General features: G+C 45.3%; 12 protein-coding genes. 8 read left to right on the top strand and 4 right to left on the bottom strand.

Annotated elements, in window-relative coordinates; translation table 11 throughout:
- Positions 1–137: 137 nt before the first annotated feature.
- The 4 genes from pdxA to M3636_RS25975 form a co-directional block, all read right to left on the bottom strand.
- Positions 138–1,139, bottom strand: a complete 1,002-nt coding sequence (gene pdxA, locus M3636_RS25960) for a 4-hydroxythreonine-4-phosphate dehydrogenase PdxA (RefSeq protein WP_128099872.1) — start codon at positions 1,137–1,139, stop codon at positions 138–140.
- Positions 1,136–2,431, bottom strand: a complete 1,296-nt coding sequence (locus tag M3636_RS25965; protein ID WP_128099873.1) for a four-carbon acid sugar kinase family protein — start codon at positions 2,429–2,431, stop codon at positions 1,136–1,138. Before M3636_RS25965 ends, pdxA begins: the two co-directional genes overlap by 4 nt.
- Before the next feature lie 118 nt (positions 2,432–2,549).
- Positions 2,550–3,536, bottom strand: coding sequence for a 2-keto-3-deoxygluconate permease (locus tag M3636_RS25970; RefSeq protein ID WP_128099874.1), 987 nt, complete (start codon positions 3,534–3,536; stop codon positions 2,550–2,552).
- Between the two features lie 166 nt (positions 3,537–3,702).
- Entirely contained in the window at positions 3,703–5,385 is a 1,683-nt protein-coding gene (locus M3636_RS25975) for a sigma-54-dependent transcriptional regulator (protein WP_251384456.1), read from the bottom strand.
- A 229-nt stretch (positions 5,386–5,614) separates the two neighbouring features.
- Between M3636_RS25975 and M3636_RS25980 the strand changes: the two genes are divergently transcribed.
- The 8 genes from M3636_RS25980 (at position 5,615) to M3636_RS26015 (ending at position 12,683) form a co-directional block, all read left to right on the top strand.
- Positions 5,615–5,833 (top strand): hypothetical protein, encoded by a 219-nt coding sequence (locus M3636_RS25980; RefSeq protein ID WP_145409799.1) that lies wholly within the window; start codon positions 5,615–5,617, stop codon positions 5,831–5,833.
- A 113-nt stretch (positions 5,834–5,946) separates the two neighbouring features.
- Complete coding sequence (locus M3636_RS25985) at positions 5,947–6,651, top strand: PspA/IM30 family protein (RefSeq protein WP_251384457.1); 705 nt, start codon at positions 5,947–5,949, stop codon at positions 6,649–6,651.
- A 240-nt stretch (positions 6,652–6,891) separates the two neighbouring features.
- Entirely contained in the window at positions 6,892–7,923 is a 1,032-nt protein-coding gene (locus M3636_RS25990) for a TFIIB-type zinc ribbon-containing protein (protein ID WP_128099876.1), read from the top strand.
- A complete protein-coding gene (locus M3636_RS25995; RefSeq protein WP_251384458.1) occupies positions 7,920–8,801 on the top strand; it encodes a TPM domain-containing protein in 882 nt (293 codons plus the stop codon). The genes M3636_RS25990 and M3636_RS25995 overlap by 4 nt, the downstream gene beginning before the upstream one ends.
- Before the next feature lie 99 nt (positions 8,802–8,900).
- Positions 8,901–9,920, top strand: coding sequence for an SPFH domain-containing protein (locus M3636_RS26000; RefSeq protein ID WP_251384459.1), 1,020 nt, complete (start codon positions 8,901–8,903; stop codon positions 9,918–9,920).
- Between the two features lie 379 nt (positions 9,921–10,299).
- A complete protein-coding gene (locus M3636_RS26005) occupies positions 10,300–10,530 on the top strand; it encodes a DUF896 domain-containing protein (protein ID WP_222124502.1) in 231 nt (76 codons plus the stop codon).
- A gap of 84 nt (positions 10,531–10,614) precedes the next feature.
- Positions 10,615–11,568 (top strand): ring-cleaving dioxygenase, encoded by a 954-nt coding sequence (locus M3636_RS26010; RefSeq protein WP_251384460.1) that lies wholly within the window; start codon positions 10,615–10,617, stop codon positions 11,566–11,568.
- Positions 11,569–11,594: 26 nt separating this feature from the next.
- Positions 11,595–12,683, top strand: coding sequence for a low temperature requirement protein A (locus M3636_RS26015; RefSeq protein WP_251384489.1), 1,089 nt, complete (start codon positions 11,595–11,597; stop codon positions 12,681–12,683).
- Positions 12,684–12,792 lie beyond the last annotated feature (109 nt).

Genomic DNA, 12,792 nt, shown 5'->3' on the forward strand with positions numbered 1-12,792 from the left:
AATATGTGAAAGAAATATAAACAAGGCAAACCCTCGGAGTTAAGGAGGGTTTGCCTTGTTTCTTCTATATAAAGATACATCTACATAGAGATAGTTTCCTGACCAGACTCACTGATGTGCCCGTGTGAAGGATGCTTTTAAACTTGATCTTTTGGCGCCAGCTCAATAGCAGAGCGGATGGCAGCCAGCATGCTTTTATCATCGGCGATATTTTTACCAGCGATATCGAAGGCTGTACCATGATCGACAGACGTACGAATGATGCCGCCTTTCAGACCAACGGTGATGTTCACACCTTCCTCGATGCCCATTACCTTGATCGGTGCATGGCCTTGATCGTGATAGCAGGCTACGACGATATCGAAGTCACCGCGACCAGCGCGGAAGAAGAGGGTGTCTGCCGGGAGGGGACCAACGACGTTAATGCCTTCCTGTTGCGCACGCTCAATACCCGGCTGCAGCTTCTCTTCTTCTTCTCCGTTACCGAACAAGCCGTTCTCTCCGGCATGAGGATTGATTCCACATACAGCAACGCGTGGATTCTCAAAGCCTGCTTTTTTCAGTGTATCATGAGCAAGCTTCACGACAGTGTAGGTTCTTTCCGGATTAATGCTCGCGATAGCATCGATCAGACCCATGTGTGTTGTCAGATGAATGACTCTTAAATTAGGCGTGGTCAGCATCATGGAAAAGTCCTGTGTATCCGTCAGGTCAGCCAGAATCTCGGTGTGGCCCGGATACAGGTGCCCCCCTTGATGCAAAGCTTCTTTATTCAAAGGAGCCGTGCAGATGGATTGAATCTGGTGCTTTTTGGCAAGGTCAATGGCTTTGGCGAGAAACTGAAATGCTGCATCTCCTGCCACGGCAGACACTTTGCCGTATTCCAGATCGGCAGGAACGAGATTCAGGTCAATCACATCCACAGTACCGAACTCATATTTGGCTTCGGAAGGCTCTTGAATCGCGTTGACGTTCAGACTTGAGCCGATAACCGGCAACACGCGCTCTAGAATCTTCGCATCACCGATAACGAGTGGATTGCACTGAGCGTACATCTCTTGGTGACCCAGTGCTTTCATAATAATCTCCGGCCCAATACCTGCTGCGTCGCCCATCGTAATTCCAATTGTAGGTTTCATACGAGAATACCCCCTTTTAATTTTTGAATCGCATGGATAAAGACATCGGGTTTGCCGAAGCCGCCAGCTTTGGTAATCACATGCAAATCATCAATCCCGATAAACTTAGAGATCGGCACACCGATTTCAAGCTCATCCAGTAGCTCGAAGCCACTAATATTCCATTTCAGGCAGATTTGCTTAGCTGTATCGCCACCCGTCATGGATACCCCTTTGAAAAGTCCCTCTTCCAGTAGTCTGGCACAGATCTCACCCATCGCGAGTACAATTTCATTGCTGACTTCCGTGTGATTGAGACCACGCATTTCGCCCGTTGCCCGTGCCAGTTCAATATCGACTTGTTCTGCGGTGGAGTATAGGACGACATCTTGTCCTTCCAGCGCTTTGGATCTCACCTCTGCATAGACACGTTCTATTTCCTCTGCCCGGTCTGCTGATGAAGATACAGCTTTGAAAGAGTGGAATAGAACGGACGAGATGCGTGTCTGTTTCAGCAGTAGATTTAACTGCTCGCGGGAATTTTTGTTCACGCTGCCCACAACCGTGAGGATGGGGCCGGGATTCATCGGTATTGTCAGTTCGGCGGACTTGGATTCAAGCTCGTAATGAGCAGGAAGGTAGTTAGCAATACCAGCAGATCCTGCCCAGGCAAAGGTATACTCCAGCTTGCGAGTCATCTGCAAGATCATTTCCAGATGCCGTTCTTCTGTGGAATCTACGAGTACATACGGAATGTTATTTTGTTTAAACTGTTCCAGTTTCACTTGAATGTGACCTTGGCCAATCTCCAGATCAGCAAGCGTAATTTCGCCCACTTCATAATTCGTCTGTTGTTTCAGCAGGTCGGGAAGGTAGGAAAGAGTTACGGGTGTCTTCGGATCATTCGCAATCTCGGTATCCGCGAGCGGAACGCCGTTCAGGTAATGGATACCCTCAAGGATAGTACGGTTATTTTTCGGATAGCCTGGAGCGATCATCATAAAATCAGGTTTGACGACATCATACAGGGCATCAATCTCGATGCCGATATTTCCACGCATGGTCGAGTCCATCTTTTTGAAAATCGTATCAAATCCATTGTTCTTCAGCAATTGAGCTGCCTGATATACACGTTCATACGCTTCCTGCGAGGATATGGAACGACTATCTGTATCAAAGACGACGGCATCGTAACGTGTAAGAGGCTCCTCATCCATATTAAAAAGAACACTGGTCTTCAAGCCATGACGGGCAAGCTGCACCCCGCTGTCATTGGCACCGGTCAAATCATCTGCAATAATGGCTAATTTCATGCAGTCATCCCTCCTTGTAAGCACAATTTTATAAGTCCGCTCAGATCATTATTTAAGCGGACTTTTTGAACTACCTCTTTAAGCACAGATTAAGCATATTAGATCAGATGAAAATCATCTATGTGGTTGGTCGTTGATTGTATTTCTCAACTCCGCCTGATTTCTCCAGTCGTTTGGAGAGGAACCCGATGAAGATCGGCAATAGGATGGCTGTCGTAACAACACTCGCGGCAATCTGTACCGTCGCAATCTCGGCTATAGGGGCAAATGAAGCATTAGCAGCGACGATGGCAGCAGGTGTACCTACCGCATTTCCGGCTGTTGAACCTTCGGAAGCACCAACGATGGGATTCCAGCCAATCGCTTTGAACAACAGATATCCAATTCCGCCTGTGAGGAGAACGGTCAGAACGCCAAGCAAGATTCCACCAAGTCCACCTTGGATAATGGAGGAGAAGTTGATTCCCATACCCAGTGAGAAGGCGAAGAACGGAACAAGTTTGTCACTGCCTTTGTGTAACCACTCCGCCAGACTGCGATCCAGATTACCAATAATGACACCAACGATGAGCGGAAGCAATACCGCAACGAATGCCATAGGAGAGAACATGCCATTGGCAAAGCCCATCGCACCGAAGATGGAGAGCGCTACCATGGTTAGAAATGGGCCATCGCTGAGCGCGAGGAATGGATAGGCTGCTTTGTCATCTTCTTTCCCGTATTGACCAGCGAGTGCAATGTACAAACCGCCGTTCGAGTTGGTCATTGCAGCAATAATGGCAAGTGGGGCAAGACCTAAGAATAACCCGCTTGAGTCGGCAAATAAAATGGCAACGAGGCCAAGTGCTGCACCGATCGCCCACTTGACGACCAACAAGGTAACGCCCTTACCGACGGATGAACCTGCTGTTTTGAACGTAATCTGTGTACCCGCAATCAACAGGAACAGCGCGATCAACGTACTGGAACTGTTAACGAAGAGTGCTTCCGTGAATCCACCAATGCGCAGAGCATTCGGGAAGAATGTATTAATGGTTGCACCAAGTAAAAGGGGAACAACCATCATACCGCCAGGGATGCGATCTAAAGTTGCTTTAATGTTCATAGTAGTAGCTCCTTATGAAGTAATCGTTTTTATAAAGCGTTTGCAGGGATTATGTTATCCCAAAACGTTTAATATAGCAACAATAAATTATTGTAAATTTAAAATACGTGCCAAAGTGTTTAAAAATGCAACACATAAAGGCGATAAAAAAGACGCAAACTTAAAGTTAATCTTTAAGTTTACGCCATAATGTGGCTCGGTTAATCCCAAGGCGCTCTGCGGCCTTCGATTGGTTATTATTTTCCTCCTGAAGCACGGACTGAATAACTTCTTTCTCGATCTCCTTCAGCGTACCGTTCAACTTCATGTGACTTGCAGAAGGTTGCTGACCCAGTAAGCGGGACAAAGTAGCCGTGGTGATTACATAATCCGGTTCATTGAGTGCAGCCTGCTTAATGAGATGCTTCAACTGGTTGACGTTCATATTCGTGATCTGATCCCGGATCAACTGTAGTGCATCTTCTTTGATCCTCACCGCAGTAGTTCCGTATTTCTGGTAGTAACCTGTAAGGAAATGCTGCATGAGTGGAGCCAGATCCTCGGGTCGATCCGCAAGATTTGGCATGATGATCGTATTAAGCTCCAAATCGAGTGACCACTGTGGGGTCAATGCTTGCCCCCCGAGTATAAATACTCCAATCTGGCTTTGAAGGCAGTTTTGGATAAAGGAGAGCAGCTCCGGATCTGCTATACGTGCTTCCATATGATTAATCTCTACATTTCGAACCTTGGCTAGTGGTATTTTGTGCAAATGACCAGATGGAACTTGCGAGAGATCGATCTGTAACAGCAGTCCGCCACCGGAGTACATCTGATGAATGTGTTTGACTAGAAAAGATTTACCGGAATCTGCTTCACCCAGCAGATAGATCGGTTCATGATTCTCGTAGAGTGCCCGAATGTTCTTCAATACGGCCTGCATGGCAGGGGACTCGGCAACGATGGGTTCCATCGATGCGTCCGTGAAAGTTGTTATGCCGAATTGTGCAAAGGTATAGGGTTGTCCTTTTTCCAGCATATATACCTTGTAACTATTGTTGTTCAGCGTCGTTTCATAGGCATTGACCGTGAGCTGATAATCGTCCACCATGAACACATTTTGGATCTCGGATTGATGAAATTCCAGGCTGGTGTTGGTCAGATACATGTGATTATCGGTCAGTGGATTTTTCTCAAAGTCGGTCAGATTCTCGAACACAACTTCATTCCGTTCGTTTAAAATAAGCAAATTCGGATGTTCCTGTGTGACCAGGTCATTCAGGATGATCGATATCGCATGATTTTTGCTCAAATAACGGTAGACCAGCTGTGCATCCTCCATCGCTCTAAGAATGGATTCCTGGCCGGATTGGATCAACAATCCTTCCAGACCATAGGTCTTCGCAGTATTGACGGTGATTACATCTCCGACAATCTGACGGTAACCCGAAGCTTTCAACTCCAAGAGCAATCGTGCCACATCTTCGGAGCTATGTATGGTATAGACCTTGAGGGGAAGATCCATCAGATCAATAATGGATTGTGCACCAGAGGTGATGTTGGAGAAACCAACGATGGCCGTCTGGCCGTTAAACTGGCTTGCCAGTGTAAGTGAACGAATCATATCATAGCCCGATAACTGCACATCAATGACGGGAATGGTCACTGCTTTCTTAATCAATTGAGCCGTTCCGCCACGACTGATGATAATCTCTGCACCGTTTTTCTCAGCTTGAGTGGCTAATTCCATACCTTTCGCCAAATCGCCCACGTCCGTCTGAATGGCTAACTGGGGAAAGCGAGGAATGCACTCTTGTATAATAGGAATCATGGATTCGTAGGGAGCGATAAAGTGAACTCGTGTACGCATATTTTTCCTGCCTTTTATAGAAATCATTGATCCCCTTATTATAGCCAACTTGCGGAGGAATGGCACCCTTGGAGGAACCAACACGGTCATGTCTGCAAAATGTTCATGTGATATGTCACCACAGCTCGTTGAGCCGAATGTGATGAAGTGCACTGAATCGAACTGCCATGTATCTCAAAATGAGTGGAAAATTGCACACGATCAGTGTGGAGAAGTAAGGAGAGTTCATATGGGAGATATTCATAAAGTGGCTGAATCGGATCACATTATTAAAGATATTGTTGGAAAGTTTCCGTGCAGGGTTCTGTGGAGTGAGGGCCGTCCATGTCTGGAGTACCAGAGGGAAGAAGATGTGGCATTAATAACCGAATACGTCCGCACAGTATATAATGTTGAGCTATTAGATGTTTTTTTCACAGCGGTGGAGAGCCTTCCCGTTGAACCGTAATCAGTAAGGATGTGGATCGTAGTAACTTCAGTTGCAATCTTGAAATGTGAAACCTCAAACCTTAAATTCATGTATTATAGTTACATATGAACTTATCGGAGGAGGAACAAATTATGGGAATCTTGTCGAGGTTTAGGGACGTGATGAAGGCAAATATGAATAGCTTGTTAAGCCGATCTGACGATCCAGAGAGAACGGTGAATGAGGTTATGCGTAGCTTGAGTAGTGATCTAGGGCAGGTAAAAGCAGAGACAACTGCCGTACTTTCGAACGAGAGCAGAGCGAAGCGAGCATTGGATGAATCGAGTAGCGAGTTGCGCAAGCTTCAGCGGTATGCAGAGAAGTCAGCGGAAGCCGGGGACGAAGATAAGGCCCTCCAATTCCTGCAGAAAAAAGCGAAGCAGGCCGAGAAGCACAATGAATTACAAGCTGCTTATGATCGAGCTGCTGCCAAAGCCAAAGTGATGAAGCATATGCAGGATAAACTGATCGCGGATATGGCAACGATGGAAGCCAGATATACTGAATTGAAAAGCAAAATGGCAGATGCCAAGGCCAAGCAACAGGCTAATGAGCAGAACGCATCGGCGAGTAGAGCAAATGATGCACTTCGTGCAATGGAAGACAAGGCTAATCAAGCATTGAACGAAGCAGAGGCTCTGGCAGAGCTTCGAGCAGGTGCGCAGGAAGATAACTTGGACGAATTGATTGCACAATTGGAGAAGGACATGAATGCCGAAACGGGTAATCAAGAGAAGAAGGTACCAACGGCAGAGGAAGAACTTGCAGCCATCCAACAGCAACTGAAAGATAAGTGAGCCTATTTATAGTTTCGACTAATTTTTTTACACGAAAACGGAGGGGACAGAAATAGCATGAAGAAGCGGAGCGCTCGCCTTTATCACCGGAATTTTTCCCTTTAGATAAGGGAATTAAAAAAATCTGGGGATAACAGCGATCGGAGGGCTATTCTGTCATCGTAGTGGCAAGTGTAAACATTTTGTAGTTGAGCCTATATAGATGTAACGATTACATTTTTAAGACATTGAGGTGAGCAGATGCCGGTTATTGAATACAGATGTCCGAACTGTGGTAGTGGGATGAACTTTGATGGGAATACAGGAATGTTATCCTGCCCTAGTTGTGGCCGACAGGATAATATTGAGCAGATTCCAGACCCACTCAAGAAGCAGGTATTTACGGAGAACGAGATCAAGTCATACCACTGTACCAGCTGTGGGGCTGACCTTGTGACAGATGCAGATACGAGTGCAACGACCTGTAGCTTCTGCGGAGCTGCGGTTGTCTTGAGTGACCGATTGAGCGGAGAGCTCGCTCCAGCGATGGTGATCCCTTTTGCTATTACGAAGGAGACTGCGAAGGAAGCATTCAAAAAGTGGTGCAAAAACGGCCTGCTTACGCCAAGTGGCTTCATGACGGCTGATCGGATCAAAGAAATAACCGGGATCTACGTGCCCTTCTGGTTATATGAGTTACATAACAGAATTGAAGTTCATGGTCGTGCCACCAAGGTGAGAAGCTACACGCAGGGCGATTATCACTATACCGAAACCCAGCATTATGAGATATACCGCAAAATTCGGCTAAACTATGTGAACCTGCCCATCGATGCATCCAAGAAAATGGATGATAAGCTGATGGATAAACTGGAGCCTTTTCCTTACAACCAATTGAAGGATTTCAAAACGCCGTATCTTGCGGGTTATATTGCGGAAAAATATAGCTATACGGATGATGAGCTCTACCCCCGAGCCAAGGAAAAAACACGGCCTTATATTGAATCTTATATTGCTTCTACTGTGTCGGGGTACACCAGTGTAAGTTATACGGATAAACAGATTGATACTACACTAAAAAATGCAGATTATGTCTTGCTCCCTGTATGGATGGTGTACTATGACTTTAATCGCACGGAATACACGTTTGCCATGAATGGTCAGACAGGTAAAGTTGTGGGCAGACCTCCCATCAGTAAAGCAAAAGTTGCGGGATGGTTTGCAGGCGTGTCTGCCGTATCATTTCTCTCCATTAAGGTTGTGGCATGGATGATGGGAGGTGGCTTCCTGTGAAAAAGGGAACGTACATTGCGTTAATGACGGCCTTCATCTTCATTGTAATGTGTGTTGCAGCCCCGTGGATTCCAGCGCAAAGCGCTGCAGCGGCAACGAAAGAACTGATTCTTGATGAAGTGGGCTTGCTAAGCTCGCAAGAAGTTGAGGAGTTAAATGCCCTAGCGAATAAGTACAGTGCGGAGCGCGAGACAGACCTCATCGTTCTTACGACGAATAATGAGGAGCAGATCACGGATGAATTGTTCACAGAGAACTACTATGATGAGCAGGCACCAGGTTATGATAAGCCCCATGGTAATGCGGTTATTTTGACTTTGGATATGTACAATCGTACTGTGTATGTGGGTGGTTTCTACAAAGGGGAAGACTATGTTACCAATAGCAGAGCTGATGAGATTACGGCTCAGATTGCTCCTTACCTGTCCGATGGTAACTACAGCCAAGCCTTTGAGAAGTATCTTACGATGGCATATGAGTACTTAGGTGACAAACCACTGGACGAAGATTCGGGTACAGGATCTACTTATCCTGGCTCAAGTTCAGGTACGGGTTCAGGTAATTATCCTAGTGGAGGTTCGAATGCGAACCCCGATAATATTTTGTTCAATACATGGTTTCAACTTGGTGTATCAGTAATTATTGGTGGGATCGTGGTAGGCATTATGGCATATAATTCGGGCGGACGTGTAACCGTCAATCGTGCAACGTATGAGGATTCAGGTGCTTCAAGTGTGGTGGATCGCGGAGATCGGTATATTCGGACAACTGTAACCAAAACCAAGATCGAGAGAAATAACAATAATGGTGGCGGCGGAGGAGGCGGCGGTACCACTCGCGGGGGACATTCCCATAGTGGTAGCAGTAGATCATTCTAATCTAGCCAACCATGATAATTCAATCACAATAATACAGCGTAGGACGTGATGCTCGTGTGACGATGCAGCATGTTAACTATAGAAGGGACGGGATTGAGTATGAGTTTTTTCAGAAATCAATTTTCGAATGTCGTGGAATGGGAAGAGTTTAGAGATGATATGATTTTCTGGAAGTGGAGCAATCGGGAGATCAAGAAGGGCAGCAAGCTGATTATTCGTGCAGGTCAGGATGCGATTTTCCTGAATAACGGCAAGGTGGAAGGGATTTTTGAGGATGAAGGCTCATTCAATATTGATTCCGAGATTATTCCATTTTTGTCGACGCTAAAAGGCTTCAAGTTCGGTTTTAATAGCGGTATGCGCGTTGAAGTGTTGTTTGTGAACACGAAGGAATTTACGGTGAGATGGGGAACCCAGAGTCCTGTATTGATTCCGACGCCGCAGCTTCCGGGCGGCATGCCAATTCGTGCGAACGGTACATTTAACTTCAAAGTAAGTGACTACGTCACGCTAATTGATAAGATTGCAGGCATTAAGCAAAGCTATTTGGTCGATGATGTCAAAATTCGAATTACCTCTGTGCTCGATCAGTTGCTGATGAAGTGGATCAGCCGTGAAGGAAAAGATATGTTTAACCTGCAGGCAAATGCAACAGATATAGCCAAAGGGATTCAGGAAGATCTGGATATGCAGATGATGGATATCGGGATTGGCATTACCGGTTTCCAAGTGATGAGCTTCAACTATCCGCAAGAAATTCAGGATATGATTACGAAGACGGCTTCACATGAGATGATCGGCAATCTGCAAAAGTACCAACAGGTAAGCATGACCGACGGCATCTCCTCAGGTAAGGTACAAGGCGGCGGCGCGGCTTCGGATATGGCAGGGATGATGATGGGCATGAACATGGCAAATGAAATGATGAAGAACATGAACCAAAACCAAAACTCAGGGCAAAACCAGAATCAGAACAACCAGGGTCAGAGCCAAAATCAAAGCGATAACTCTGGCTCCACTTCGTCCTCGGAGGGCAAGAAGCCTAACTTCTGTCCAAACTGTGGTGCCAAAAATGAAGGAGCTAACTTCTGTCCGAATTGCGGGCATAAGCTAGGCTAGAGAAAAAAAGATCGGGCTAACTCACAAGTACATGGTACTGTGCAGTTAGCCTTTTTTTTTATAACGCAAGGCGATGTTTTAACTTTTAAATAAAGTGTTGACAACGAAAACAAAATCATATATCTTTAACTTAAGATATTTAATTTAAAAATAAATATTATGCATAATCAATAAATTCAACTAATCTTTTTATACGAAAACGAAGAGGACAGAAATAACATGGAGAAGCGAAGCGCTCGCCTTTATCCCCGGATTTACCTTTACAAAAAGGGGATCAAAAAAATCTGGGGATAACAGCGATCGGAGGGTTATTCTGGCATCGGAGAGGCAAGTATAAGCATTCTTTAGTTGAATACAAAACATATAAGGAGAGATCAAGATGATTATTCCTACATTAGATCGCATCAACGAACTTTCAAGAAAAGCAAAAGAAGAAGGATTAAACGAAATGGAGCAAGCGGAGCGGGCTCGTCTGCGCCAGGAATATTTGCAGACGTTTCGGGGCTCGATTAACGACATTCTGCTGAACACAACCATCTATGATCCGAATGGCGACGATGTTACTCCAGACAAATTGAAACAGGAACAAGCAGACCAAAAGCAAGAGTGATTTATTTTTAAACTAATATCTTAATATTAAGACAAAATACAAAAACAACATCACAATTAACCATTCCCTAAGGAGGAATTTATCATGACACTTCAAACTGCAGGTATCCACCACATTACAGCTTTTGCAGGAGATCCACAGGCTAACGTTGACTTCTATGCAGGTATTCTCGGACTTCGTTTGGTGAAAAAAACAGTGAACTTCGATGCTCCTGACGTATACCATCTGTACTTCGGTGACGAAGGCGGAAGCCCAGGAACGATCATCACGTTCTTCCCAGCAGCTGGATCTCCAAAAGGTAAAATTGGCGGCGGTCAGGTAGGGATTACCTCTTATGTCATTCCTCCTGGGTCTATGGACTTCTGGCAGGATCGTTTAGAAAGTTATAATATTCAGGTAACGAGAACAAGCCGTTTCAACGAACAATTCCTTCAATTCGAAGATAGCGAAGGCCTGCGCCTTGAGCTGGTTGAGCGTCAAGAGGGCACTAATAGCACTTGGGTGCATGAAGGGATCGCAACCGACCAAGCCATTAAAGGATTTGGAGGTGCTGTATTATTCAGCGTCAATCCGGCAAGAACAATGGATGCACTGGATAAAATCCTTGGATTCACCAAAGTCGCTGAGGATCAGGAGTATGTACGTTATCAGTCTTTTGGTGACATTGGCAATGTAATTGATGTGCCTGTGGCTCGTATGCCGCTTGGCGTAGGCGGGGCCGGTACGGTTCACCATATCGCATGGCGTGCCAAAGATGATCAGGAGCATCAACAATGGGGTGAGGCTGTGTATCAATATGGTTATCAACCAACACCAGTGCGGGATCGTCAGTACTTTAACGCCATTTATTTCAGAGAAGCGGGAGGCATCCTGTTCGAGATTGCTACAGATCCACCTGGATTTGCGAAAGATGAGCCTGTAGAAACGTTGGGTCACAAACTGATGCTGCCGGAATGGTTCGAGAAATACCGCACACAGATTGAAGACAATCTGCAACCGATCCAAGTTCGTACATTGGAACCAGCGCGTACAAGATGAAATTGAACGAAGGAGCATGAAGGATGATCATGGAGAAGAAGGTTACCTGGCTAGAGCTGTTCTACGATCTGCTATTTGTAGCTGCGGTGGCCAAAGCGAGTCATGTATTGTTACATGCCGAACATGGAGTGATTACATTTGAATATCTGATGAAGTTTGTATTGATTTTCATTCCAGTCTGGTGGGCATGGGTGGGTCAGACCTTATTTATCAATCGGTATGGCCAGGATATCTTCATCCATCGTGTATTTCTCATCCTACAGCTCCTATCTGTTATGGTGATGACAGCGAGTCTCTCGGTTGATTTTGACCAGCATTATCTATCCTTCTTCGTGGGTTATATCGGTTCTAGGGTATTCACGATGATTCAATACTTCACTATCCATAAGTCTAAGAGTGAGCAGCAGCAACAAGCCGCTCGTTTCCTAGGTCAATGTTTTCTCATCGGGATATTAATCTCGACCAGCTCGTTGTTCTTTGATTCATGGCTTAGATACGTGATTCTGTATGCTGGGATTGCAGTAGATATTATTCTTCCTTTGATCGGTCGCAAAAAACTGGTGAAGGTGCCGATCCACACGCATCACTTATTGGAACGGTTCGCGTTGTTTACACTCATTTTGCTGGGTGAATCGGTGGTTAGTATCATTGCCGTCCTCCAATTGGATCACTGGGATCTGAAGTCCGTGCTGTTCATCGCATTTACATCTGTATTTGTTATTGCTCTGTGGTGGCAGTACTTTGATAACGTTGAGAAGAAAGTCAGCAAAGAAATACAGACAGCCGGTCAAGCGATCATATATGGACACTTGTTTATCTATATTTCTATGAGCATGATTGCGGCATCGATTCAACTGCTGTATTTGAATAAACTCAATTATTTATTCATGCTAGGCTTTGTGTTCGGATCCGTGCTGTTGTACTTTATGTCCACCTCGCTGGTGTTCCATCGCTACAGATATTCACATATGCGGCTGAAACCGTACCATTTGGCGATTATGCTTGGCGTCATTGGAACCTTTATCATCGTAGATCTCATCTATCGTGTGCCGAATTATGCAATTGTAGGAGAGAACATGGCGTTCTTCCTCGTCTATGCCAAAATGACAACATGAATATATAGCGCATATGTAACCCCGCAACTTCTGAAGTTGTGGGGTTTTTCGTCTTTCTATGAATATCTTCATTTATTTTCTTATAGGGAATCTGTTAATATGAGACTAG

Origin of the sequence: Paenibacillus sp. MER 99-2, assembly GCF_023714095.1 — a bacterium.
In the GTDB taxonomy this organism is placed as follows: Bacteria; Bacillota; Bacilli; order Paenibacillales; family Paenibacillaceae; genus Paenibacillus.

Coding starts and splice junctions, on each gene's coding strand:
- M3636_RS25985 (WP_251384457.1), top strand. CDS start 5,947: ATGGGAATCTTGTCGAGGTTTAGGGACGTGATGAAGGCAAATATGAAT.
- M3636_RS26005 (WP_222124502.1), top strand. CDS start 10,300: ATGATTATTCCTACATTAGATCGCATCAACGAACTTTCAAGAAAAGCA.
- M3636_RS25970 (WP_128099874.1), bottom strand. CDS start 3,536: ATGAACATTAAAGCAACTTTAGATCGCATCCCTGGCGGTATGATGGTT.
- M3636_RS26010 (WP_251384460.1), top strand. CDS start 10,615: ATGACACTTCAAACTGCAGGTATCCACCACATTACAGCTTTTGCAGGA.
- M3636_RS25980 (WP_145409799.1), top strand. CDS start 5,615: ATGGGAGATATTCATAAAGTGGCTGAATCGGATCACATTATTAAAGAT.
- M3636_RS26000 (WP_251384459.1), top strand. CDS start 8,901: ATGAGTTTTTTCAGAAATCAATTTTCGAATGTCGTGGAATGGGAAGAG.
- pdxA (WP_128099872.1), bottom strand. CDS start 1,139: ATGAAACCTACAATTGGAATTACGATGGGCGACGCAGCAGGTATTGGG.
- M3636_RS25965 (WP_128099873.1), bottom strand. CDS start 2,431: ATGAAATTAGCCATTATTGCAGATGATTTGACCGGTGCCAATGACAGC.
- M3636_RS25990 (WP_128099876.1), top strand. CDS start 6,892: ATGCCGGTTATTGAATACAGATGTCCGAACTGTGGTAGTGGGATGAAC.
- M3636_RS25975 (WP_251384456.1), bottom strand. CDS start 5,385: ATGCGTACACGAGTTCACTTTATCGCTCCCTACGAATCCATGATTCCT.